This is a genomic window from Paenibacillus sp. S29, assembly GCF_049319765.1.
Taxonomy (GTDB): domain Bacteria; phylum Bacillota; class Bacilli; order Paenibacillales; family Paenibacillaceae; genus Paenibacillus; species Paenibacillus polymyxa_B.
This window is the reverse complement of the sequence record NZ_JBMOUI010000014.1, coordinates 60,215-86,113: the sequence shown is the minus strand read 5'-3', so window position 1 is coordinate 86,113 and position 25,899 is coordinate 60,215. Positions and strand designations below refer to the sequence as shown.

21 protein-coding genes are annotated in these 25,899 nt (G+C 47.5%); 6 read left to right on the top strand and 15 right to left on the bottom strand.

Annotation, left to right across the window (positions count from 1 at the left end):
- Positions 1 to 88 precede the first annotated feature (88 nt).
- Together gcvPA and gcvPB are read left to right on the top strand one after the other, a co-directional pair.
- On the top strand, positions 89 to 1,444 hold the full coding sequence (gene gcvPA / locus ACL9RM_RS21295; RefSeq protein WP_069290176.1) for an aminomethyl-transferring glycine dehydrogenase subunit GcvPA: 1,356 nt from the start codon (positions 89 to 91) through the stop codon (positions 1,442 to 1,444).
- Complete coding sequence (gene gcvPB / locus ACL9RM_RS21290; protein WP_323873114.1) at positions 1,441 to 2,937, top strand: aminomethyl-transferring glycine dehydrogenase subunit GcvPB; 1,497 nt, start codon at positions 1,441 to 1,443, stop codon at positions 2,935 to 2,937. The genes gcvPA and gcvPB overlap by 4 nt, the downstream gene beginning before the upstream one ends.
- Before the next feature lie 119 nt (positions 2,938 to 3,056).
- Here the strand turns inward: gcvPB and ptsP are convergent, their stop codons facing one another.
- The 10 genes from ptsP to ACL9RM_RS21240 form a co-directional block, all read right to left on the bottom strand.
- Positions 3,057 to 4,769 carry a phosphoenolpyruvate--protein phosphotransferase gene (gene ptsP / locus ACL9RM_RS21285; protein ID WP_103049341.1) on the bottom strand — a complete coding sequence of 571 codons (1,713 nt, stop codon included), beginning with the start codon at positions 4,767 to 4,769 and terminating at the stop codon, positions 3,057 to 3,059.
- Positions 4,762 to 5,037 carry an HPr family phosphocarrier protein gene (locus ACL9RM_RS21280; protein WP_013372579.1) on the bottom strand — a complete coding sequence of 92 codons (276 nt, stop codon included), beginning with the start codon at positions 5,035 to 5,037 and terminating at the stop codon, positions 4,762 to 4,764. The genes ptsP and ACL9RM_RS21280 overlap by 8 nt, the downstream gene beginning before the upstream one ends.
- Positions 5,038 to 5,147: 110 nt before the next feature.
- The gene (gene ptsG / locus ACL9RM_RS21275; protein WP_061829260.1) at positions 5,148 to 7,193 is read right to left on the bottom strand and encodes a glucose-specific PTS transporter subunit IIBC; all 2,046 of its coding nucleotides are present in this window, start codon (positions 7,191 to 7,193) and stop codon (positions 5,148 to 5,150) included.
- Between the two features lie 252 nt (positions 7,194 to 7,445).
- A complete protein-coding gene (gene glcT, locus ACL9RM_RS21270; RefSeq protein ID WP_250266481.1) occupies positions 7,446 to 8,306 on the bottom strand; it encodes a glucose PTS transporter transcription antiterminator GlcT in 861 nt (286 codons plus the stop codon).
- A 190-nt stretch (positions 8,307 to 8,496) separates the two neighbouring features.
- The gene (locus ACL9RM_RS21265; RefSeq protein WP_061829261.1) at positions 8,497 to 10,032 is read right to left on the bottom strand and encodes a flotillin family protein; all 1,536 of its coding nucleotides are present in this window, start codon (positions 10,030 to 10,032) and stop codon (positions 8,497 to 8,499) included.
- A gap of 48 nt (positions 10,033 to 10,080) precedes the next feature.
- The gene (locus ACL9RM_RS21260; protein WP_061829262.1) at positions 10,081 to 10,599 is read right to left on the bottom strand and encodes a protease; all 519 of its coding nucleotides are present in this window, start codon (positions 10,597 to 10,599) and stop codon (positions 10,081 to 10,083) included.
- A gap of 174 nt (positions 10,600 to 10,773) precedes the next feature.
- A complete protein-coding gene (locus tag ACL9RM_RS21255) occupies positions 10,774 to 11,937 on the bottom strand; it encodes an iron-containing alcohol dehydrogenase (RefSeq protein WP_028542451.1) in 1,164 nt (387 codons plus the stop codon).
- Positions 11,938 to 12,120: 183 nt separating this feature from the next.
- The gene (locus ACL9RM_RS21250) at positions 12,121 to 13,764 is read right to left on the bottom strand and encodes a UDP-glucose--hexose-1-phosphate uridylyltransferase (RefSeq protein ID WP_250266482.1); all 1,644 of its coding nucleotides are present in this window, start codon (positions 13,762 to 13,764) and stop codon (positions 12,121 to 12,123) included.
- 17 nt (positions 13,765 to 13,781) lie between these two features.
- Positions 13,782 to 14,771 carry a UDP-glucose 4-epimerase GalE gene (galE, locus tag ACL9RM_RS21245; RefSeq protein ID WP_023989887.1) on the bottom strand — a complete coding sequence of 330 codons (990 nt, stop codon included), beginning with the start codon at positions 14,769 to 14,771 and terminating at the stop codon, positions 13,782 to 13,784.
- Position 14,772: 1 nt separating this feature from the next.
- Entirely contained in the window at positions 14,773 to 15,951 is a 1,179-nt protein-coding gene (locus tag ACL9RM_RS21240) for a galactokinase (protein ID WP_069290182.1), read from the bottom strand.
- A gap of 220 nt (positions 15,952 to 16,171) precedes the next feature.
- Between ACL9RM_RS21240 and ACL9RM_RS21235 the strand changes: the two genes are divergently transcribed.
- Positions 16,172 to 17,038 (top strand): AraC family transcriptional regulator, encoded by an 867-nt coding sequence (locus tag ACL9RM_RS21235; protein WP_061829267.1) that lies wholly within the window; start codon positions 16,172 to 16,174, stop codon positions 17,036 to 17,038.
- Positions 17,039 to 17,162: 124 nt separating this feature from the next.
- On the opposite strand, the gene mgrA is transcribed toward ACL9RM_RS21235, so the two are convergent.
- The 4 genes from mgrA to ACL9RM_RS21215 all read right to left on the bottom strand — a co-directional run bounded on the left by mgrA (position 17,163) and on the right by ACL9RM_RS21215 (position 20,574).
- Positions 17,163 to 18,161, bottom strand: coding sequence for an L-glyceraldehyde 3-phosphate reductase (gene mgrA / locus ACL9RM_RS21230; protein ID WP_061829268.1), 999 nt, complete (start codon positions 18,159 to 18,161; stop codon positions 17,163 to 17,165).
- An 84-nt stretch (positions 18,162 to 18,245) separates the two neighbouring features.
- The gene (locus ACL9RM_RS21225; RefSeq protein WP_103049331.1) at positions 18,246 to 18,986 is read right to left on the bottom strand and encodes an NAD-dependent protein deacylase; all 741 of its coding nucleotides are present in this window, start codon (positions 18,984 to 18,986) and stop codon (positions 18,246 to 18,248) included.
- A complete protein-coding gene (locus ACL9RM_RS21220; RefSeq protein ID WP_250266483.1) occupies positions 18,983 to 19,753 on the bottom strand; it encodes an HAD family hydrolase in 771 nt (256 codons plus the stop codon). The genes ACL9RM_RS21225 and ACL9RM_RS21220 overlap by 4 nt, the downstream gene beginning before the upstream one ends.
- 14 nt (positions 19,754 to 19,767) lie before the next feature.
- Positions 19,768 to 20,574, bottom strand: a complete 807-nt coding sequence (locus ACL9RM_RS21215) for an alpha/beta fold hydrolase (protein WP_061829271.1) — start codon at positions 20,572 to 20,574, stop codon at positions 19,768 to 19,770.
- Between the two features lie 314 nt (positions 20,575 to 20,888).
- Here ACL9RM_RS21215 and ACL9RM_RS21210 point away from each other — a divergent pair, with 314 nt between their 5' ends.
- The 3 genes from ACL9RM_RS21210 to ilvD all read left to right on the top strand — a co-directional run bounded on the left by ACL9RM_RS21210 (position 20,889) and on the right by ilvD (position 24,382).
- Complete coding sequence (locus ACL9RM_RS21210; protein WP_250266484.1) at positions 20,889 to 21,923, top strand: acyltransferase family protein; 1,035 nt, start codon at positions 20,889 to 20,891, stop codon at positions 21,921 to 21,923.
- Between the two features lie 176 nt (positions 21,924 to 22,099).
- Positions 22,100 to 22,348: a KGG domain-containing protein gene (locus tag ACL9RM_RS21205; RefSeq protein ID WP_023989894.1), complete on the top strand. Its 249-nt coding sequence runs from the start codon at positions 22,100 to 22,102 to the stop codon at positions 22,346 to 22,348.
- Positions 22,349 to 22,693: 345 nt separating this feature from the next.
- A complete protein-coding gene (ilvD, locus tag ACL9RM_RS21200; protein ID WP_023989895.1) occupies positions 22,694 to 24,382 on the top strand; it encodes a dihydroxy-acid dehydratase in 1,689 nt (562 codons plus the stop codon).
- A gap of 97 nt (positions 24,383 to 24,479) precedes the next feature.
- On the opposite strand, the gene ACL9RM_RS21195 is transcribed toward ilvD, so the two are convergent.
- On the bottom strand, positions 24,480 to 25,865 hold the full coding sequence (locus ACL9RM_RS21195) for a polysaccharide deacetylase family protein (RefSeq protein WP_250266485.1): 1,386 nt from the start codon (positions 25,863 to 25,865) through the stop codon (positions 24,480 to 24,482).
- Positions 25,866 to 25,899 lie beyond the last annotated feature (34 nt).

Genomic DNA, 25,899 nt, shown 5'->3' with positions numbered 1-25,899 from the left:
GATATGAACTTCTGGGTTTTCCATCTCACACTTTTTTATTAGCTAATTTACGATTTAAAATTTTGCTTTTCGAAAGGAGCCAGAACCTATGAAGCAGCATCGTTATCTCCCTATGACTGAACAGGATCAAACCGAAATGCTGCGTGTGGTCGGCGTTTCATCCATCGATGATTTATTCAGTGACATTCCTGAGGCCATTCGATATCAAGGGGAGCTCCCTCTTTCTTCTCGGCTCGACGAGAGAGCCTTGACCCGACATTTGGCCGAGCTGGCCGGACACAACGCCAATACAGACACACATGCCAGCTTTCTTGGCGCAGGAATTTATGATCATCATATTCCGTCTGTCATCCAGCACATCACTTCACGCTCGGAATTCTATACAGCCTACACCCCCTATCAGCCGGAAGTAAGCCAAGGCGAGCTACAAGCCATTTTCGAATTTCAGTCGTATATTTGCGAATTGACGGGCATGGCTGTAGCTAATGCCAGCATGTACGACGGAGCGACTGCACTGGCGGAAGCGGGCTCACTGTCCGCTGCGGCTACCCGCCGTAAACAGCTTATCGTATCAAGGTCTGTCCATCCGGAGGCACGTCAGGTATTGGCAGCCTATGCACGTGGATTGGATTTGGACATCGTGGAAATCGGCTGTTCGGACGGCGTAACGGATGCTGATGCGTTAGCGGCGGCCGTATCGGAACAGACCGCGGCTGTATTGGTCCAAAGCCCCAACTTTTTCGGAGCCGTGGAAAACCTGAAGCCGATGGCTGATCTCATCCATGCGCACAAAGGTCTTTTGGTCGTCAGTGCCAACCCACTGGCACTTGGCTTGCTGGAGACACCCGCCAAACAGGGCGCGGATATTGTGGTAGGAGATGCGCAGCCACTTGGCATCTCCTCTTCTCTCGGCGGTCCGACCTGTGGATACTTTGCCGTTTCTCAGGCACATATGCGCCGTATCCCCGGCCGTATTGTGGGTCAGACCACAGACCGTAACGGTAAACGCGGCTTCGTGCTGACCTTGCAAGCGCGGGAACAGCATATCCGCCGCGAAAAGGCCACGTCTAACATTTGCTCCAATCAAGCGTTGCTAGCTTTATCTGCATCTGTATACTTGTCTGTCATGGGTAGACAGGGGATCAAGGAAGTAGCCGAGCTAAATTTGCATAAAAGCCGTTATGCTTTAGAGCAATTGCTGAGCTTGAAGGGCGTAACAGCCTCGTTTAACGCACCGACCTTTAACGAATTTGCCCTTAAACTGCCTGAGGGTACAGATATGAGCAAACTCCAGACCGAGCTGCTAGCTGCTGGATTTATCGCTGGCTACGATTTGGGCCGGGACTATGAGGAACTTGCTGGTCACATGTTGATTGCCGTGACGGAGCAAAGAACCAAAGAAGAGATTGACCAATTTGTACACACCTTGGGGGGATTGCTATGACACACACCGGACAGGATCAGAAACAAGGGCTGTTGAAGGAACACGATCAAGCGCTCATTTTTGAATTGAGCCGTCCGGGTCGCATCGCCTATTCCCTTCCCGAGTGCGACGTTCCCCGTCGCCCGGTGGCAGAGCTTTTGCCAGATTATGCACTGCGCAGCGAACCTGCGGCATTACCCGAGGTATACGAAGTAGACGTTATTCGGCATTATACCGCCTTGTCCCGGCGCAATTTCGGCGTGGACAACGGATTTTATCCGCTCGGCTCCTGTACGATGAAATACAATCCGAAAGTGAATGAGGATGTCGCCCGATATACAGGCTTCGCCACAATCCATCCATATCAGCCCGAGGAGAGCATCCAGGGTGCTATGGAGCTACTGCATACGCTCCAAAATGATTTGGCTGCATTAACCGGCATGGATGCCGTCACGCTTCAACCCGCCGCGGGCGCCCATGGCGAATGGACCGGGCTGATGATGATTCGCTCATACCACGAAGCACGTGGTGAGCGACGTACCAAGGTGCTCGTGCCGGATTCCTCGCACGGAACGAACCCCGCCAGCGCAACCGTCGCGGGCTTCGAAACAGTCACCCTTCCCTCCACCCCTGAGGGGCTGGTGGATCTGGATGCGCTGCGTCAAGCCGTAGGCAACGACACCGCTGCGCTCATGCTGACCAACCCGAACACGCTTGGGCTGTTCGAGAAGCAAATCACTGACATTGCTGCCATCGTGCATGACGCGGGTGGTCTGCTCTATTATGACGGGGCGAACTCCAACGCCATCATGGGAATTACCCGCCCCGGGGATATGGGCTTCGATGTAGTGCATCTCAATTTGCACAAAACGATGAGTACCCCTCACGGAGGCGGCGGCCCCGGCGCTGGGCCTGTCGGCGTAAAGCAACGGCTCATCCCTTATTTGCCCAAGCCGCTTGTCGTACGTGATCCGCAGGGGGTGTACCACTGGGACCGGGAACAGGGAGATTCTATTGGACGGGTTAAAGCCTTTTACGGCAACTTCGGTATTCTCGTTCGTGCCTACGCCTATATCCGTAGCTACGGTCCTGATGGCTTAAAGCGTGTATCGGAATGCGCTGTGCTCAATGCCAATTACATGATGCATCGGCTCGCTCCACATTTTGACCTGCCCTACCCTGGACATTGCAAACACGAATTCGTAATGTCGGGGCGAGGCTTGAAAAAATTTGGAGTGCGCACGCTTGATGTAGCCAAACGGCTGCTTGATTTCGGCTACCATCCGCCTACAATTTACTTCCCGCTGAATGTAGAGGAGTGCATCATGATCGAGCCCACGGAGACGGAAAGTAAGGAAACACTTGATGCTTTTGTCGACACTATGATTCATATTGCGCGGGAAGCAGAAGAGAACCCTGAGCTTGTGCTCAATGCACCATATACTACTCCAGTCACACGATTGGACGAAACTACCGCAGCCCGCAAACCTGTACTGAATTGCTCATGCAGTTAAAAACAAATTCTACTTAAAGGATGCAAAAAAGCCGGTATCTAAATAGATACCGGCTGCTGTATGTACACAGCAATTTTTTGTTGGAAAAAGATATAACCTTTGAAATGTAATACCCTTCCTTAGCCTTCGATGCTTTGAACCAATTCAACAACCTGTTCTGCTGTTTGCATGTCCAGAGCTTTTGTAGCCAGTTTTTCCATGTCCGCACGGGACAACTTGGAGATTTGACTACGTGCTGGCAGAATGGAAGTTGCGCTCATACTGAACTCATCAAGTCCAAGACCCAGCAGCAACGGAATTGCTGTTGTATCTCCTGCCATTTCACCACACATACCAACCCAACGTCCTTCACGGTGAGCGGCATCAATAACCATTTTCACCAGACGCAGAATGGATGGATTGTATGGTTGATACAGGTAAGAAACTCGCTCGTTCATGCGATCCGCTGCCATTGTGTATTGAATCAGATCGTTTGTACCGATACTGAAGAAATCCACTTCTTTTGCGAATTGGTCAGCCAATACCGCTGTAGAAGGAATTTCTACCATGATGCCCAACTGAATTTCTTCAGATACGGATACACCCTCGGCTACCAACTTTTCCTTTTCTTCCAACAAAACAGCTTTAGCTTCACGGAATTCGTTCAGCGTAGCAATCATCGGGAACATGATGCGCAGGTTACCATGCACACTCGCACGCAACAAAGCACGCAATTGAGTGCGGAAAATATCCTGGCGATCCAGACACAGACGAATAGCACGGAATCCGAGGAACGGATTCATTTCTTTCGGCAGGTCCAGATAAGGAAGTTCTTTGTCGCCACCGATATCCAAAGTACGGACTACAACCGGCTTACCTTCCATTCTTTCCAGAACGGTTTTGTACGCCGTATACTGTACTTCTTCGGATGGAAGCTTATCGCGTCCCATGTACAAGAACTCCGTACGGTACAAGCCAACGCCTTCACCACCGTTGTCCAGAACACCAGCTACATCATTAGGCGTACCAATATTGGCTGCCAGTTCGACATGGACACCATCGACAGAAACTGTAGCTTCGCCGCGCAGCTTGCGCCACTCTTCGCGTTGCTTGTCGTATGCCACCTGTTTAGCACGGTATTCCGCAACAATCTCTTCGGTAGGGTTCACGAATACGTGACCATCCAAACCATCAACGATAATCAAATCGCCGCTTTTAGCTTGAGACAATATATTTTTCGTTCCCACAACTGCAGGAATTTCAAGTGAGCGAGCCATAATAGCCGAATGCGAAGTACGTCCGCCGATGTTCGTTGCAAAACCTTTAACAAATTCACGGTTCAGCTGAGCTGTGTCGGAAGGTGTCAAATCTTCTGCAAGCACAATCGTTTCTTCGGCAATTTCTGCAGGACTAACAAAATGAACACCAAGCAGGTGATTCAGGATCCGCTTGGTTACATCACGCATGTCCGATGCGCGTTCTTGCAAATAGGCACTTTTCATGTTTTCAAACATGGAAATGAACTGTGTAGCTACTTCATTCAAAGCATAGTCAGCATTAAGCTGCTCGTCTCTGATTTTAGCTTTAACCGGATCGATCAATTCAGGATCATTCAGGATGAGCAGGTGAGATGCAAAAATTTCTGCTTTTTTCTCTCCCAGCTCCTGAAGCGTTTTCTCCTTAATCGATTCCAATTCGGTTTGAGATTGTACCAAAGCCGCATCCAATCTCGCGATTTCAGCCTCAACATCACCAACCGCGCGTCTCTCTACAGCGTAATTCGGATGCTCCAAGATAAACGCCCGGGCAATGGCTATGCCTGCCGAAGCGGCAATCCCGGAAATTTTAAGCATGAACTTCGCCCAGCCCTTCGTTAACGATTACATTTTCAAGAGCTTTCAGTGCTTCGGCAGCTTCAGCGCCTTCGCAGATAATGTTAATAGTATCACCTTGTTCCAGACCCAGAGACAATACACCCAGAATGGATTTCAAAGTTACTTTTTTACCGTTAGCTTCGGCAAAAGATTCAGCACCGCTGAATTTGTTAGCTGTATTTACCAGTGCAGTTGCAGGACGTGCATGGATACCGTCTTCATCCGTAATTCTAAAAGTTGTTTGCATAATTTGTTCCTCCCACTTTCCTAAAGATAATATTTGTTTACACGCAGTATACCAGATCATTGATCAGACGGCCTAAGCCGCCTAATCAACTAATCCGAAACACATAGAATTTATTTTATCGTAATTATACCATCTTCGCCAGCCTTCAATACTCCAGTTTTGTTTAAAGTTACCGAAGAACCTTCTGGAAGGTTGGTAAAAATGACAGGTGAGATGATGGATTTGGCGTTTGCCTTCACGTATTCCAGGTCTACTTTCATAATAGGCTGGCCGGCAGACACAAGATCGCCTTCGTTCACCAAAACGTCAAATCCTTGCCCTTTAAGCTTCACGGTATTCACCCCGATATGAACAAGCACTTCTTTACCGCCATCGGATTGAATACCAATCGCATGCTTGCTCGGGAATACATTGAATACTTTACCATAAACAGGGGACACAATCGTTCCATCATTTGGCACGACCGCAAAGCCGTCACCTGTCATACGTTCTGCAAATACCGGATCGGGAACCGTCGAGATATCAACCAATTCGCCGTTAACAGGCATTACAATATCTTCTACAATAATGGTTTGTTGTTCTTCCCCAGCTTCCTTCTCCTCTTGTGGAGCAGGTTGCGCCGGAGCTGGTGCAGGTGTACGTCCAGCCATGATATCAGCCATTTGAGTTTTAATGGTGTCTGAACGTGTACCGAAAATTGCCTGTACGTTGTTGCCGACTTCAAGGACACCCGATGCGCCAAGTTGTTTCAGACGAGCTTTGTCAACGTTCGATTTCTCATTAACCTCGATCCGAAGACGTGTGATACAAGCATCCAGGTGCTTGATATTTGATGAACCACCGAAAGCTGCCAAAATGTTGTGCGGGAGCTCATCACTACTACCGGCTGCTGCACCATCCACATTTTCTGTAGCTTCTTCACGTCCTGGTGTTTTCAAGTTGAACTTCCGTATGATGAACCGGAATCCGAAGTAGTAAATCACTGCCAAAATCAGACCGACGATGATTACATACCACCAAGGCGTACGGGTTGGAATAATCCCGAAAATCAGGAAGTCAATGAATCCGCCTGAGAAGGTCATACCGATTTTGACATGTAAAATTTGCATGGTCATAAATGACAGACCTGCGAATATACAGTGTACTGCAAACAGCAGTGGAGCTACGAACAGGAAGGAAAATTCCAGTGGCTCCGTAATACCTGTCAAGAACGAAGTCAATGCTGCTGAACCCATGATACCTGCTACATATTTTTTGTGTTCTGGTCTTGCTTCATGGTACATCGCAAGCGCTGCTGCTGGCAAACCGAACATCATGAATGGGAATTTACCCACTTGGAACGTACTTGCTGTCAACGCCACTCCATCACGAAGCTGGCTGAAGAAGATCTGCTGGTCACCGTGAACGGTTTGACCTGCTTTGTTAACATATTCACCAAATTCAAACCAGAACGGTGAATACCAGATGTGATGCAAACCAAATGGAATAAGCGCGCGTTCGATAACCCCAAACAGGAACGCCGACAAAGTCGGGTTGGAATACACCATAAAGTGAGATACTGCGTTAAGTCCTTGTTGAACTGGAGGCCAGATCAGAACCAGCGCAAGTCCGACAATCAGTGAGGACACCGCCGTTGCAATTGGAACGAAACGCTTACCCGCGAAAAAGCCCAGATACGAAGGAAGCTCAATTTTGAAAAAGCGGTTGTACATGGCCGCGGCCAGTATACCGATGATTATCCCGCCGAACACCCCGGTTTGAAGCGTTGGAATACCCAACACGTTCGCATAACCCGGTATTTTTTGAGCAATCAGACCAGGTGTGACACCCACGGCTGTACCCAAAGTAATGTTCATAACGAGGTAACCGATGATGGCAGCCAAACCTGCTACACCTTCACCGCCCGCCAGACCGACGGCTACGCCGACTGCGAACAACAGGGCCAGATTATCAAAAACGATTTGTCCGGCATTCATCATGATCGTCGCTACCGATTGAACCCAGCCCGCATTTAATGCCGGAATGTACTGGAGAAAATCAGGATTGACCAGCATGTTACCGATACCCAATAAAAGCCCCGCAGCTGGCAAAATCGCTACAGGAAGCATTAATGCTTTACCGACACGCTGTAAAACGCCGAAAAGCTTTTTAAACATACCTTCCACATCCTTCTCTGAAATTTAGAACAGAGGCAAAACAACAAAAAAGGCATGAGCCGATTTAAGTATGTTTGAAAACAACCTTGGGGTATAGCTTGCCCCAGTAGGCTGTAAACAATCATAACTTAAAACAACTCATGCCTGATCGAATCAGTAACACGTTAAATGTTCAGTTGTTGTCTTCCTCATTGCAGAATTGATTATAGCACCCCGCTAAATGCGAGGCAATACTTTTTTATTCCGGTTTTATCACTTTTGTTGCTCCCCCTGCTCTTTGCGTTGGGACAACCGTTGCAGATGCATTGTCAAATAACTAACCTCAGCCGGGTACACAGATTTACGGAGTCTTTTCTCCATAATTTTCGTGAGCTTCCAGGCCAGCATATACATTTCTGGATACTCCTCATTCAAAAGCTTGTCCAATCGATAAATCTCCTGCACAATTTCCCCCCGGCGCACACGTTCAATCGCAAACCTCAGATGAGTCAGCAGTCGAGAATAATCAAGGGATTGAAGAGGAATACGATAATCCAGTGTCGTCTCGACAACCTGAACCATATCAGCAATCAGACGAGAATCCTTCCTAACCTCGGAGATATGCTGGTTTGTCATGGCGCTATAAATATGCAGGGCCACGAATCCGATTTCATCTTCTCCCAGATCTACATCCATCTTATCCCTGATTAAAGCAACAGCCTGCTCAGCCATCTTGTATTCCTGAGGATATATTTCCCTAGTCTCATACAAAAACGGATTATGAATCGTAATTCCCTGTTTATGACGGTTGATGGAAAACGCGATATGGTCAGTTAAAGCAATCAGTATGTGCTCATTTAGAGGCTTCTTAGCTTGAAGCTGAACAAGATGAAGCACCTCACCGATGACCTCAATGAGCTTTTCATCCAGCTCAGGAAGCAACCGTTTGTATTGCTCCTGTTCTTCATGGCTTTTTAATATAAATAATTTTTCAACTGAATCCAACGGCATAAGATCGCCGGGTCTGCGATTGAAACCGATTCCTTTTCCAATCACGACAACCTCATCATGCTCGGGATGCATCCCTATAATCACATTGTTATTCAGCGCTTTGGCCACTTTTAGGTTGCTCACATCCGCACCTCTTTTATCAGAACCTTGATCCTAAGAATTATAGCATGAAGCTCAGAGGAATCCACGTTAAAGTACCAAATATTCGGCTAAAGGTCAATAAAAAGAAAACGCTTTTCATCACATTGCCGGGAAATGCTGTGATGAAAAGCGGTCTTTTGGTTAGGGATAAATGCTCCCCAAAGACTTATCGTTATTCTTTATCTGTTAGCGCTACCTCCACCGAGGCTGGAAGAGGCTGCTTATTCGCTTCACCGGAAGGCGGCACGGAATGAAGGCCTTTTTTCCCCGTGGTCAACCCCTTGATTAACTGCTCCACATCAATACCGGATACACTCTTCAGCATCTCGGGTGCCGTAGCCATCAGTTCGGTGACATAATTGCTGACACGCGCTGCTCCTTCTCCTTTTCCCGTATCAACTACGGTGAGTTTATCAATGGACGCAATCGGTTCGGCAATACGTCCAGCCAGATCAGGCAACATTTTCACGATAATATCGAGCACGGCAGCCTCTCCAAACTTTTGGAACGCCTCCGCCAGTTTTTCCTTGGCCTCCGCTTCTGCAAGTCCACGCAAACGGATGACATCTGCGTCTGCCGTACCTTTGGCGCGTTCGGCATCCGCTTCTGCTTGCCCGTTGAGACGTTTTTGTTCAGCTGACGCTTTAGCCTGTGTCTCAATCGAGTATTGCAGCGATTCAGCCTCACGCATTTTACGCGATTTATCTGCTTCCGCCGCTTGCTCGACCGCATACCGATCGGCTTCTGCCTTCTTTTTCACTTCCGCATCATATTGCTTTTCACGTACCTGTATTTCCTTGGATTGAAGATCAATTTCCCGTTCTTTGCGCACCAGCTCGACCTTCATCTGCTCTTCGACAGCAGTCTGCTTGGCACGGGCCTCCTGAATGTGATAAGCCTGATCGGCTTCTGCCTTCGCTGTATCCTGTTCTTTCTTAAACGAAGCCACTTTCAGTTCCTTCTCCTTGGCTGCCTCCGCAATGTTGGTATCCCGCAGCAGTTCGGCCTTCTGGCCTTCCTGTTCCGCACGCGCCTTCTGAATCCGTGCATCCCGCACAGCCTCGGCTTCTGCAATCTCAGCATCCCGTTTCACAGCGGCAATTCTCGGCTTACCAAGCGCATCCAGATATCCGTGCTTATCACGCACATCTTTGATGGTGAATGAAACGATTTGCAAGCCCATCTTTTTCAGATCACGAGCAGCCACGCCCTGTACTTCCTGCGCAAACCGATCCCGATTACGATAAACTTCTTCCACTGTCATCGAACCGAGGATTGCGCGCAAATGTCCCTCCAGCACTTCCTGAGCCTCTCCTCTAAGAGCCTCCAGTGGCTTCCCGATGAACTGCTCGGCTGCTGTAGCCACATCCTCAATAGAACTGCCGACCTTGATAATCGCCACACCATCCGCAATCACGGGAACTCCTTGCTCCGTATACACTTCCGGTGTGGTTACGTCCAGTTTATGGGACAACAGAGAGATGAATTCGGACTGCTGGAAAATTGGCCAAATGAAGGCCCCCCCGCCGCGTACAATTTTAATTTTGCGTCCAGAGTCATCCTCGGAAATATTTTTATTTCCCAGAAAAGAGCCCGTCACGATCATCCCTTCATCCGGTCCTACCGTTTTGTAACGGGCCCAAAAAGCGATCCCTAATATAACGATAACGATGACAACAATCCCAGGGACCAACACAATATCTTGCAAATTTGACACTCCCGATCACGCTCCCTTCAAGTTAAGCGAATGCGCCGTCTATGTGTCCAGGTACGCTACGCGGACGACGCCCTCTGCGACCTCAACCACGACGATACGGGTTCCCGCAGCAAGCGGTTTGTGATCGAAGCTCGATGCTGTATGTATGGTGTTGCCTGCACCCAAGCGGATCATAACCTCCCCGTAACCAACCTCAGGTACAGGAATGGTGACCTCACCGATCCGGCCAGTCAGCTCACGCATGGAGAAACCGCTGGATACTTCCGAATTCGCCATGGGCTTGATAAACGCAAAGAACACGAGTATTCCGATGACAAACGCAATCCCTAAAGCAAGCACGACGACCCACCCCATGCTCAGCCCAGTATACTTTGTCAGCAGAACTCCAGCTCCGCCAAAAGCGGTCATGGCTCCAAGTAAAACGACAGGTCTGAACCAATCGAGGCTCGGTAGCTCCAATGCACCATCCAGCCAACCACCGAGTACATCTCCAATCAGCACACTGACTACGGTAAAGATAGCGCCCCCTGCCAATAACCACCAAAATATGGTTTCCATGCGACTCCTCCTTCCATGTACCTTTTCAGTCTGGTTTCCAGTCTATAACTATGTTTACGTATTCAACCTTAAAAAGTTTCAAAATTTTCCTCCAAAATCCCACGTTGAACCCAAAAAAGCACGTTCGTACGTCGAATGACGCACAAACGTGCTTAAAATGATACAAGTATCAGTTTACAGAGATGCTTTGTAAATTTCGACTACATCTTCGCGATTGAGCTTATTAAAACCACCAAAAGATCCGAATTTCACAGCTTTATCAGCCATAACATCGATCTGGGACGCATCAATATCGTAATCAGCCAGACGGCTTGGTGCACCAATCGAGTTCCAGAAATCACGCAACGCCTGAATACCTTCCAGCGCCACTTCTTCATCACTCTTGCCTTCTGGGTTTACATGGAACACATTGACGGCCAGTTGTTTGAAGCGTTCAGGCTTCACATGCAGATTGTGTTTCATCCAGTTCGGGAACAGAATAGCCAGTCCTCCACCATGTGGAATATCATAAACAGCAGACACCGCATGTTCGATATTGTGAGTAGCCCAGTCACCTGTCAGCCCCATGTTCAGGAAGCCGTTCAGCGCCATCGTACCACAATACATAATCGTTTCACGCAGCTCGTAGTTTTCCAGATCGTTGACCAGACCTGGAGCCGCATCCATGACCGTACGCAAAATCGTTTCGCACCAGCCAAGTTGGACCGGAGTATTGGATTCCAAATGGAAATAATGCTCCAGCGTATGTGACATCATATCTACGATTCCGTAAACGGTTTGATTTTGTGGCAGTGAGTATGTGTTTACAGGGTCAAGAATAGAAAACGCAGGGAACGCAAATACGCTACCCCATCCCAATTTTTCCTGTGTTTTTTCATTTGTAATAACAGAACCCGCATTCATTTCAGAACCGGTAGCTGCCATGGTCAAAACTGTACCTAATGGCAATGCTGCCTGTGGTGCCGCTTTACGCTCTGCAAAATCCCACATGTCGCCATCATATTTTGCACCAACAGCAATGGCTTTGGAACAATCCAGCACACTACCACCGCCTACAGCCAGAACGAGGTCGATTTGATGTGTTTTACACAATTCCACGCCTTTATGTACTGTAGATAAGCGAGGATTCGGCTCTACACCAGCCAGTTCCGTTACCTCTGCACCAATTTCACCAAGCAAACTTATTACATTATCGTACAAACCGCTGCGCTTAATGCTGCCGCCGCCATATACAAGCAGTACACGTTTACCATATTTAGGAACTTCACGCTTGAGAGCCTCCAATTGTCCTTTACCGAAGATCAATTGTGTAGGATTATAAAATTCGAATGCTTTCATCGCAAACGCTCGCCTCCAATAGTTCTAAAGTTTAATGTTAAGAAACTACTCTATTATAACCTTTTCGGTTACAGGAAACAAATTGCTTTATTTTCAGAAAAAAACCACACTCCTTGAGGAGTATGGTTCCATGTCATATCTTGGGAGGGTTCTCGTAGTGTATTATGTGCTGCACCAGCGATTTTATTCTCCCAAAGTATATCCCAATTGTTTCATAAAACGACCAAACGCCTGCTGCCCGGTCTCATTCCGTTTATACACTCCTGCATGCTCTAAAATTTCACTGAATTTCAGTCCAACTTCATTTTGTACGGTACGAACAGCCGTTTCCTTGTCAGGCAAACGACCGAACCGAGTGTTTAACTGATAAATCCAGTCTGCATGCTTAAACAGTGGGTGTCCTTCCTGCTGCATAGCCACAGCCAGTTTGTCATCCCCACACAAAATATCTGCAATCCCATCCAGTTCATCCTTGAGCCGCCCCGGTAATATGGCAAGTCCCATAACTTCGATCAGACCGATATTTTCCTTCTTGATGTGATGCATCTCGCGATGAGGATGGAAAATACCTTCCGGATACTCTTCACTCGTTCGATTGTTACGCAGTACGAGATCCATCTGATACCTGCCTTCGGAATCTCGGCGCACAATCGGCGTCACAGTATTATGTGGAATCGTTTCCCCCTCCTGCTCTGTATGAGAGAGGACATCAGCTACAGGATCACTATAAACTTTCCAGGCTTCAAAAGCAGCATTTCCCGCCTCCAACAGCGCCTCGGCATCTGTTGACGTAAAACGGATGACCGACATCGGCCATTTTACAATCCCTGCTGTAACCTGCGGGAACGCTTCATTATGGTATACACCGTCCACACCCGCTTTTTCAATTGGGAATGTATGACGACCACCCTGAAAATGATCATGGGTCAGGATCGATCCGCCGACAATCGGCAGATCCGCATTGGAGCCAATAAAATAATGCGGAAACGCTTTCGTAAAGGCCAGCAAACGCCGCAGTGTATCCTTCGTAAGCTTCATCGGTACATGATCATGATGGAACACGATGCAATGCTCGTTATAATACACATAGGGTGAGTATTGAAAAAACCACGGCTCCCCATTCAATTCCACCGGAATGATACGCAGATTTTGACGGGACGGATGATTTACTCTTCCTGCATATCCGACGTTTTCACGGCATAATTGACACTTGGGATAAACTGGCGGCGGCAAAAGCTTCGCCATCGCAATTTCCTTAGGACTTTTTTCTGGCTTGGACAAATTAATCGTGATTTCCATATCTCCGTAAGATGTCGACTGATTCCAGTACACATTGCTGGAAACCCGATCCATTCGAATGTAGTTCGAATCGATGGATAATTGATAAAAAGCATCTGTCGCCGCCTCTATACCACGTTCATCCTCCGTTTGATGAAAGTCACGGATGACTTCAGACGGTCTCGCCATCAGCAGTCCCATGATTTTGGAATCCAACAAATCGCGATACGTATCTGTGTTTTCAGGGATAAGTCCTATGGCAAAACCATAATCTATCAATACATTAAGCACAGGCTGGAGAGCATCGGGGGCCATAACGCCCCCTGCCTCCCCACCTGAATAAGGCTCCGAAAACCCAAACTGCTCCAACAGCAGATTACGGCTGTAATCTGTATCTTGCGGACCGATCAAGCCCTTGTTTTGTGCGAATGCAACCAGTTGCTCCACCGCATATAGAGCCGATTGCTGCACAGTTTCGTCGATGTCATGGGCCAGATGCCGGGAAAGTTCCCGGCCTTGGCCTTTATCTGCGGATTGGCGCTCGCTCATATGTCATCGTCTCCCGTCTATTCGTCGCCGTAGCCGTGAGGGTGCGACTGATGCCATCCCCATGCTCCGCTAATAATATCCTCCAATTGGGTACGTGCTGGACTCCAGCCCAACACCGAACGAGCCTTGTCAGAAGATGCAACCAATATCGCTGGATCGCCTGCGCGGCGTGGCTCTGTAACAACTGGAATGTCGAGTCCAGTGACCTTGCGTGCCGTCTCAATAACTTCTTTCACAGAGAAGCCCTGTCCATTGCCCAAGTTGAATACGTTGCTGTCATTGCCTTCGCGCAAGTAATTTACTGCACGCACATGAGCATCCGCCAGGTCACTCACGTGAATGTAATCCCGAACACACGTGCCGTCAGGTGTCGCATAATCCTCACCAAACACAGCGATGTGTGGACGTTGCTTCAAGGCTGTCTGGAGCACTAATGGGATCAGATGGCTTTCTGGTCGGTGATCTTCACCGATCTTGCCGCTCTCATGTGCACCAGCCGCATTAAAATACCGTAAAGACACATATTTGATGCCTAAAACTTTATCAAACCACGACATCATGCGCTCCATCATCAGCTTTGTTTCACCATACACGTTGGTTGGCTCTGTACGGTCTCCCTCTTCAATCGGCACCTTTTCCGGTTCGCCGTAGGTAGCCGCAGTAGAGGAAAACACGATTCGGCGCACTCCAGCATCCTTCATCGCCTCCAGCAAGCTCAGCGTGCCAAATACATTGTTGTCGTAATATTTACCAGGATTTTGCATGCTTTCTCCAACCAGCGAATTGGCTGCAAAATGGATAACTGCATCGATACTATTTTCAGAGAACAGTTTGGACAGTAGTTCTTTATCCCTCAAATCCCCTTCATACAACTTGCCTCCAAGCAATGCTGCTTTGTGCCCGGTTTGCAAATTGTCCAGCACCACAACTTCTTCTCCCAGATCCAACAGTTCTGCTACGGTATGTGAACCGATATATCCAGCTCCACCTGTGACTAAAATGGCCATGTTATTCGTCCTCCTTCAGTTCTTTTACTCCGTCTCCTGCCTTGCATACATAAAAGCTGGCTTCCAGCCCTGTGCGGGTCTGATAAGCTTCGCCGACTTCCTTCACAAAACGTTCCACATCGTCCTCATGAACCAATGAAACCGTACAACCTCCAAATCCGGCTCCTGTCATACGAGCACCCAGCGTGCCAGGAATGCGTCGTGCTTCTTCAACCATGACGTCCAGCTCCGTGCAGCTGACCTCATACAAATCGCGCAATGAATCATGAGAAGCATTCATTAACTGACCAAAAGCTGCAAGTTCATTCGCTGCGAGAGCATCGACAGAGGCCAACACACGAGCGTTTTCCTCCACCACATGCTGTGCCCGCCGACGCACTGTTTGGTCCGCGATGTGATGCTGAAGCTCTCCGAAACGTGCCTCATCCAGCTGAGCGAGGTATTCCAGTGATGGCTCCTGCTGCTGTAAAATGGACAGTGCTTCGGCACACTGGCTACGACGCTCGTTATAGGCTGAGTCCACCAAACCGCGACGCTTGTTTGTATTGCCGATCACGAGCTTATAAGCCCCCGTGCGGAATGGCACTTTACGGTACTCTAACGTATCGCACATCAGCAGAATTGCATGATCAGCTGCTCCGTTCGCTACAGCGAACTGGTCCATAATACCGCAATTGACACCAACGTAATTGTTTTCTGCCCGCTGGGACAACAAAGCGATTTCGACCGTATCTGTTTCCTGTTTTTCGATCGTGAGGAACGCGTATCCTGTAACAACCTCAATGGAGGCTGAGGAGGATAATCCAGCACCATTCGGTATTTCTCCATGATAGAGCAGGTCATATCCGTTAGACGGATGAACTCCCTTTTCAGCCAACTCCACCAGCACACCCACCGGATAGTCCACCCACTCATCCGTTTTGTTTTTACCTATTTCTCCACGGGGGATAGACACTTCATACGACAGGTTTGTCGAAGCAAAATGAATTTCATCATCATTGCGCGCACGAAGGATTAGCGTCGTTCCGAATTCCAGCGCAGCCGGGAGTACATAACCACCGTTATAGTCGATATGCTCTCCAATCAGATTGACACGTCCAGGTGCATGAAATATCCGCAGTTCATTGCTGCTTTCACCATATTTTTCAATAAAATGTTTCTTTAATTCAGTAGAGTTCATATCCGCATCCACCTCATATACCGTTAGTAAAGGCCCTCCTGATTTCCCTGTAACATCTTAATCAGGTTGACATCTCTTATGATTTCAGTATAAATGAAAGCGTCACACAATGTAATGCATCCATGTGTTTAAGCTATGGATAAATGTGACTTGGATATGTACAATGTAAGTATACCGCATCCGCTAAACCATTCACAAATGCAGGAAGGATGACCCTATTTTGCAAGCGTATTCATATAGTTATGCCGTCGCCTCTAATCCGGTGTTTTATGAAAATAGCCCGCTGCATGTGCTTTTTGCAGGAGAGAGCCAGACCAAATCCGGTCATGCCGTGGGGCCGAAAATCTATGATTACTATCTGCTACACTTTGTAGAATCGGGCAGAGGTATCTTCCGAACGGAACAGCACACATATCAGCTTGAAGAAAACGATTTTTTCCTTATTCATCCCGGTCAGCTGGTGAGCTATACCTCTGATGATGAGGAACCGTGGCGTTATCGTTGGTCTGCGTTTACCGGACACCATACTGAGCAGGTGGTGCAAGAGGCCGGGTTACGTGTTCACCAGCCTGTCTTTCATGCTTCCGATCAAAGTCCCATCCCCGGTTATTTGGAGCAAATGCAACTGGCCTTTTATAGCAGAAAATCTAGTTCTCATCTATCAGCCTTGGGCTATTTGTATCTGATTATGGGGGAAGCAGGCAATTACCTGAGTGACTGGACTGATCCGTCCGGGGCGGATTCGCAAATTCAACGTACAGTCAAGCAGATGGTTCAATATATGTCCACTCAGTACGCACACCCCGTTTCCATTGAGCAAATGTCTGAAGGACTTGGTTATAATCGTGCGTATTTGTCACGGATATTTAAAAAGGAAACGGGGATCTCCCCCGTCACCTATCTGCTTAAGCTAAGAATCGACAAATCACGTCAACTGCTGCGTGAGCGTCCGGAACTATCGGTAGAGCAAGTGGCCGCTTCGGTCGGACTAACCGATGCCTTATATTTCTCACGTCAATTCAAACGCTTCTGTGGTCAGTCTCCAACCGAGTACCGAAGCAAGGTTAAGCAGTATCCACAGTCGTAAAACAGACTTAAACAGCCCGCATCCTTCAAACGGATACGGGCTGTTAATTTATATTGTATAAGAGAACACGAAATTAGGCCGATGACTACAAATTATTTCGCCATTAGGCTGTGCCGCCGTCCTGTCAGTTCCCGGCATTCAGAATCGAATCAATCCGATCCAATTCCTCCTGAGAAAAGTCCAGATTGGATAAGGTAGCAACATTTTCTTCAATTTGGCTTACACGGCTTGCCCCAATCAAGACAGAGGTCAGACGTTCGCCGCGCAGAGCCCAGGCCAGCGAAAATTGAGCCAAACTTTGTCCGCGTGCAGCAGCCATCTGATTCAGGGCGCGTACCTTGCGAAGTGTCTCTGGCGTCACATGGTTCTCATTCAGGAAAACCGAAGTACTCGCTGCACGTGAATCCTCGGGAATTCCGTTCAAATATTTATTGGTCAGCAATCCCTGCGCCAGCGGGCAAAAGGCAATGCTGCCTACCCCGTTTTCGTCCAGTACATCTTGTAATCCGTTTTCAATCCAGCGGTCGAGCAAGGAGTATTTCGGCTGATGAATCAGAAGCGGTGTTCCCAGCTCCTTCAGAATGCGAGCTGCTTCTGCTGTTTGCTCCGCACTATAATTGGACACACCCACATACAGCGCTTTGCCGGATCGTACGATATGATCCAGTGCTCCCATCGTTTCTTCCAGCGGCGTATCAGGATCAAATCGGTGAGAGTAGAATATGTCGACATAGTCCAGCCCCATCCGCTTCAGGCTCTGATCCAGACTAGATATCATATACTTGCGAGATCCCCAGTCACCATAAGGCCCTGCCCACATATTGTAGCCCGCTTTGGTGGAGATGACCAACTCATCTCGATACGGTTTCATATCACTGGCTAATACTTGTCCAAAAAATTCCTCAGCTGATCCCGCAGGAGGGCCATAGTTATTAGCTAAATCAAAATGCGTAATTCCCAGATCAAAGGAGCGAGTAATCATGCTACGGCCATTCTCCGCGTTGTTAATCCCGCCGAAATTGTGCCACAAGCCCAGCGAAATAGCGGGCAGTTTTAGACCTGATCTCCCTGTACGGTTATATTTCATAGTTTCATAACGATCTTCGCCAGCTAAATAAACCATGCTATCCCAGCCTCTCTCGAAACATTGTAATGTCCATCACAACATCATCATAGCGCTTTTATCCAGGCGTTGACAAGAAAACGATTACAGACCTAATTGATGAGCAAGTTTTTCCATAACTTTACCGATTGGATCGGTGATCAAAAGATCCGCCTTATGATCATACGAGGTGGGATCTGTATTCAGCAGCACTGTATGTTTACCACGAAAATAAGTAATCAAGCCCGCAGCGGGATGTACTGTCAGCGACGTTCCTCCAATTAACAGCAGATCAGCCTGCGAAATAGCCTGAACGGATTGAATAATGGTATCCTGATTCAGCTCCTCCTCATATAAAACGACATCCGGTTTGATAATTCCTCCATCTATTGGACATTTGGGTACAACCTCAGAGCTGTTCATCACTTCATCTAGGCTGTAAAAACGTCCGCATTCCATACAGTGGTTCCGATGCACCGAGCCATGAAGTTCTAGTACATTCACACTGCCGGCAGCCTGATGTAAGCCGTCAATATTTTGGGTCACAACCGCTTTTAGACGGCCTTGCTTTTCCAATGACGCGAGGAAATGATGACAACCGTTCGGCTCCGCATCGGGATGCAGCATTTTGCTGCGATAGAAGTCGAAGAACACTTCAGGATGCTTCACAAAAAATGAACGGCTCAGCATAACCTCAGGGGAATAAGGCAATTTCTCCTCACTTTGATACAGGCCTGCTGCCGAACGAAAATCCGGAATACCACTTTCCGTCGATGTGCCTGCACCGCCGAAAAAAACAATATTCTGCGATTGCTGTATCCATTCCGCCAACGTATTAACTTTCATACCCTACGCACCTCCAGCTCTTCATATCCACGAACAACCTTATCCGCATCCAGCAAATGACCAGAACGTTCTGCTTCTGGCGCAAATCCAATAGCGAGCCGCACTCCGGCACGTTTGCCCATCTGCATGTCCCCATTGCTGTCTCCGATGACTACCACGTCCGCCGGCGACAATCCTAGTAATGCGCAGGCTTTTTCAGCCATTTCCGGGTCAGGCTTACCATATGTAACCCTATCATGTCCGATAATCTCATCAAAATAGGATGTCAGCCCCATCCACTCCAAATGCTCCTGTGCAGCCTCTGTACTGTCAGAGGTCACAACCGCTAGCTTCAGCCCGGCATGGCGGCTTTGCTCCAGCAATGTCCGCAACCCTGGAAACACCTTCGCTGCCCGATGTCGCCGAATATCAGCCATCGCCGTTTTATTAAAGTCGCGGACAAGCCGTACAGCTTCATTCCACGGTACACCAGCATTATAAAGCTGCCAAGCCAATACCCCCGTACTTTCGTCCACCGTCCCCATGGCCAGCGGGCCAGAAGGGTCGTAACCGATCACACGTCCCTCCTGATCGTGAACAGTACCTAGAACGGTACCTTTTTCCACCGTAAAACCGGCACCTGCCACGATAAGATGCTGCTCCATCATATCCAGTATAGAACGAGCCCAGGGGCCCCACAACTGAATAAAATCCAGCAACGTTCCATCTTTATCTAATAAAATACCACGGCATGGGTACCGCTCCCCCTGCACGATCAGCTCAGACATGCAGCACACCTCCTTTACTGATTCTTAGCAGCCACATCCACACTCTCTTTCATCCAGTCCTGTAAAGCCGTTACCGTCTGATTCCATTGCTCGGCAGCGCTAATTTTTGCAGGATTATCCCCTTTTTGGACACCATAACTGCCGAATTGGGCATGATTCCCCCCTTCAACTGTAAAATACAGCGTGTTGGCTGGTAAATAAGTTCTTCCACTTTGAACATTTTCCATCTGGACGACTCCATCATCACTTCCCAGTAGAGAAATAACGGGCAGATTTTTATCCTTTAAATTACCCTTGTTATCCGGGTAGGAGGCGAGGAAAAATACACCTTTGACCTGATCAGGATGTGCAGCTGCATATCGGGCCGCCATCACACCGCCTAACGAATGGCCTCCAATAACAAACGCTTCTTTCGGATATGCCTTTAGCACTTCATTCGCTAAATCCGGGGAGATCAAAGCAAGGTTCAGTGGCATTTTTGCAATGATCACATGATGACCCTTTTCCGCCAGACGGCGTGCCAAGGGCGCATAACTTTCGGGCTTCACCAACGCCCCTGGATACAAAATGACACCAGTTCCGCTTCTTTTTACAGGCTCAAAACCAACCCAATGTTCTTGTTCATTTACTTTCACAGCATCCGCTACTTCGGCTAATGCAGCAGCAGCCGTCTCATCAGGCTGATAAGGCGTAAATACCTTCCATGCCCCCCACCCTGCGATCAGTACAATGACAATCAGGATGCCTAAGAGAATTTTCCATATTTTCCGAGGACCACGTGTCCCATATGAATTGTATGATCTTCTTGTTCTTCTTCTCATTGTAAAAGTTCCTTTCGCCTTTTGTACCTCGAAATTCGTAATTTGAATATAAAATGTGTCGCTGTATTCATCAGCGTAACTATAGCCTTGTTAGGGTAACATCGTTGTACATACAGGGTCAAATCAGCATACATTTCCAGGTATTAGCCCATCTTTGTCCCGTGTTCAAGCTTTCGCCACATAATAAGGACATGGTAGCGCTTACCGTTGTGAAAAAAATCACAATGATAAGGTCCAGAGTATCGTACCTTGTTCCTTGTAAAGAATTATTTTTTAAATAGTTTAGTCGGCAGAAGCCGTTCGGAGGGAAACACATGACGACAAGCCATGATGTACAAGGGGAAAGCTTCTTTCTCAATTTGCGATTTCTGTTGATCATATGCGTATTTGCAGGAAATGCTCTGGAGCCTCTAGTCGGTTTACTTCATATTGCCCAACAATGGTTCAGCTGGATATTCATGTTCCATATGCCGTTGTTTGTACTCGTTACAGGCTACTTTGCCAAATCAACTTTGACCGGACCCGCAGGCCAAAAAGTTCTGCTTCAGATCGGTATGCAATATCTTATTTTTCAATCTCTTTATTCGATCTTGGATGTTGCACTCTTCCACGTTCCCCATATCCATCATTCGTTCTTTGCTCCTTATCTGCTCCTCTGGTTCCTTGCCAGTCATATCTGTTGGAGACTGCTGATGCTGACTTTTCAGAAAATACCACCTGTCCTCCAATTGGGTATATCCGTGCTGCTGGGTATCCTTGTCGGGTATCTCCCTGTGGATGGTATATGGCTGAGCGTATGCAGAACCTTTGTTTATTTGCCTTACTTTGTAGCAGGTTATCATTTGAATTATGCGGACGTTCGACGGTTCTTCACAACACCAGTCCGCATAATCGCTGGCATTGTATCTCTTCTGCTTATGGTACTGGCGGGAACGTCGTATTTCGGCATCCCGGCAGGCTGGCTGTATGGCAATATGACTTATGGTGAATTGGGCCATACCGAATGGTACGCAGGAATTTACCGCATCGGCATTTATGGAGTTCAATGGATAGCATCGATGGCGTTTCTAAGCTTTGTTCCGGCCGTGACAGGACGTATAACCGAGATGGGAAGGCGGACACTATATGTCTTTTTACTCCATGGCTTGATCGTCCGTACCGTCGTTGCAAAGGGAGTCTACGAATATATAGATACTCCAGTGGAAGTCATGTTGATTGTAGTGTGTGCTGCAGGTCTGTGCTGTATGTTGACCATGCCTTGGGTTCGAACTGCAACAAGACCTCTGATTGAGCCACAGGTAGAGTGGATGCTAAAGCCAGCTCCTTATCCTTTTAGACGGTCCGCGTAATCTTTTTATCCCTTTTTTATTTAACATTGAACACGCGACAACCCACTCACAGACGAACATGTAAGCGAGTCTACCCTCTCTTTACTCCACTTAGAGCCTGTTTCATACAGGCGTGATGTGGTAAGTAAAGGATGCGCGCAACAAAAAACAACTTTTTTATTAAGGAGTGATTTGTAATGGCACGTAATCAAAATCAGGGGAAAATGAGTCGCGAAGAAGCAGGTCGTATGGGTGGAGAAGCTACTTCCAAGAAGCACAATAAGGAATTTTATCAGGAGATTGGTAAAAAAGGCGGGGAAGCAACCGCAAACTCTCATGATAAAGAATTTTATCAGGAAATCGGCAAAAAGGGCGGCGATGCTACAGCTGAGTCGCATGACAAAAATTTCTACAGAGACATCGGTCGTAAAGGCGGCAGAAATTAAGGTGTAGTGTCATATTCCGCCCTCCTTTAACATAAAAACAAGCCTGAGCCCATCCGCTTTATTGAGGAATGGGCTCTTTCATATTTTACCTGATACGCAAACCTATCAGTATACATATTTCTAATAGAATCACATTCTAACCTCTTCTAAATGCAATATATAGACAAATAAAACTGGTCATATCTATATATTGTTGATTACAGAACACTTCTTGTACTTTTTCAAAATCTTCATATATGTAGAAAAAAGCTCACATCTATGATAGACTCTTTAGAAAACATCTGCGCTATTACGGCGTCCATTGAACGCCATACTATTTTTATACTTTGGGGGGAAACCAGCATCATGACAGCTAAGACGAAAATGCGTTCCGATATGATTAAAAAAGGCTTTGACCGCGCTCCTCACCGCAGCTTGCTGCGCGCAGCGGGTGTCAAGGAAGAAGATTTTGACAAACCGTTTATTGCGGTATGCAACTCGTATATTGATATCGTACCGGGCCACGTCCATTTGCAGGAATTTGGCAAAATTGTCAAGCAAGCCATTCGTGAGGCAGGTGGTGTACCTTTCGAGTTTAACACCATCGGTGTAGATGACGGCATTGCCATGGGGCACATCGGTATGCGTTATTCTCTGCCGAGCCGTGAAATTATAGCTGACTCTCTGGAAACTGTCGTTTCCGCTCACTGGTTTGACGGCATGGTTTGTATTCCTAACTGTGATAAAATTACCCCTGGCATGATGATGGGCGCATTGCGCGTTAACATTCCAACTATTTTCGTCAGCGGCGGTCCTATGAAAGCTGGTAAAGACAAGAACGGACGCTCTATTTCCCTGACCTCCGTCTTTGAAGGCGTAGGTGCATATCAGGCTGGTAAAATCGACGATCAAAGCTTGCTTGAATTAGAACAATATGGCTGTCCGACATGTGGCTCCTGTTCAGGGATGTTCACAGCGAATTCCATGAACTGTCTCGCAGAAGCGATGGGTCTGGCTATGCCGGGTAACGGCACCATTCTTGCTGTAGCAGAAGAACGTAAAGAATTCGTTAAACAATCTGCACGCCAATTAATGGAATTGATTAAGCTGGATCTTAAACCACGTGATATCGTGACTAAAGAAGCTATTGATAATGCATTTGCATTGGATATGGCAATGGGCGGTTCCACGAATACCGTATTGCATACATTGGCACTTGCCCATGAAGCAGAAGTAGACTACCCTATCGAACGTATTAATGAAGTCGCAAACCGCGTACCTCATTTGTCCAAATTGGCACCTGCTTCCGACTATCATATCGAGGATGTTCATAATGCAGGCGGCGTAAGCGCAGTCCTGAATGAATTGTTGAAGAAACCGGGCGCACTGCATGGTGACTGTATTACAGTAACCGGAAAAACCATTCGTGAAAACGTAGAGGGTCAGGAAATTCTGGACACTAACGTTATCCATAAACTGGACAACCCGTATTCCGAACGTGGCGGTCTGGCTGTATTATTCGGTAATCTGGCACCGCAAGGCTCCATCATTAAAGTCGGTGCAGTTGATCCTTCGGTTGGTGGTTATCACAAAGGTCCTGCTATCTGCTTTGATTCACAGGAAGATGCACTGGCAGGTATCGCCAACGGTAAAATTAATGAAGGACACGTTGTTGTTATCCGTTATGAAGGTCCAAAGGGCGGACCTGGTATGCCTGAAATGCTCGCTCCAACTTCACAAATCGTGGGCATGGGGCTTGGTGCCAAGGTGGGTCTGATTACAGACGGACGCTTCTCAGGTGCTTCCCGTGGTATCTCCATCGGTCATATTTCCCCCGAAGCCGCAGAAGGGGGACCTATCGCTTTTGTTGAGGACGGCGATATCATTGAGCTGGACTTGAACAATCGTAAGATTGAGCTCCACATTACGGACGAAGAATTCGAACGTCGTCGCGCCAACTGGAAAGGCTTTGAGCCGAAGGTGAAAACGGGTTACCTGGCACGTTATTCCAAGCTGGTGACGAACGCAAGTAACGGCGGAATTATGAAAATCTAAATGCTTTGCCAAGATAGGATTACTTTATGAACGGCTAAAAAGCCTCTCGATCCCTAACAATGGATCGAGAGGCTTTTTTATTAGGTCATTAGGTTAGCTATTCAGTCATTTCGCTGTTGAGTATATGGACATCATCTCTCTGAGCTGTTTGCTCAAGAGCTTCGTCTGAGCAGTGTGAGTCTCCCTGATGAAAACGGTCAAACAAGGTATCCATTGGCATCACAATCAGTTTCGGTACCATTACATCTTTTTTTTCACTCAACTGTTCTGAACCCAAAGGATGGATGACACGAAATAACAGCTTTAGATATACAGTGGACACATGCTTGAACAGTCCTTGGGGAAGCTCTCGAACTTGAAATCCCAACTTCTCTGGTCCCCGATGAATCATACTTACTGCATAGATCGCCTTTACACCCTTCATTCCAGAATCATGTACAATCCGTTGGGCAAGATCAGGAAGTTGTTTTTTCACAATCCGAATCAATTGAATAGCTAGATGCACCATAGACTTTGCCGTCGAACCCAATTGAAACAACATTTTATTATCAAAATGAAGCTCGATTACCGGGTCCCCTTTTTCTAGCCACCTGCCGTTCTCCAAATTTACATTTGGCCCATGATAGATACGGCGACGATAATAAAAGATCGTATCCTCCTGACTTACGGGACGAAGACGAAACAAAACATGGAATAGCCGCTCATACTGGAGCCATCCACATACCAGCGTTCTTTTTGACCAGCTCGTACTGAACATCTCGGAGGCAGTAGGTTGATTGACAGACTGACGGCAAAACAATGTATCCACCCGTACGCTGCGCAATTGTCGTTCTTGGGCGACCCTCAGCAGCTTCTCCAGTGCGATTAGCATATTCTGGGGCGCTTCCGCGTCTGCCCCCAATGTCGTACCACAGTCATGGAGCAGCATCACCTCGCCACCCCTTAGCTTTTTGAGCATTCTCTCCGCCAATTGTTTCGCTCCAATGCTTGCCTTCCAATCTCCGAACATGGAGGACCATAATACGATTCGACGACCATGGGTGTTGGAAATATCAAAAAAGTTCACTATCCCCCAAGGTGGGCGATAAAAGGTCGTTCCCTCGCCAGTTACTCGACGAATGACTGACTCTGTCTGGGCAATTTGTCTTCTGACCGTAACAGGCCGCATAAGCCAATTCGATTTGTGCACATAATTATGAATACCGATTAGATGACCTTCATCATGCATGCGTTTCAGAAGTTCAGGGTATTTTTCTGCATTCATCCCAACAACAAAAAAAGTAGCCTTGGCATCAAAACGCTTCAGTAAATCAAGCAGCTGTGATGTATACACTGGATCAGGACCATCATCAAAGGTGAGTGCATATTCTTGCTCACTTTTGCCGCGCCTGAACACCCGGAAACCAAATATACGACTAACCAGCGCCGGAATAAAAGCATAAAAAGTTGAAATGTAAAACATCCATAACAGCAGAGTCTGCACGTTTTATCCCCACTTTTCTATTCTGAACTCCCCA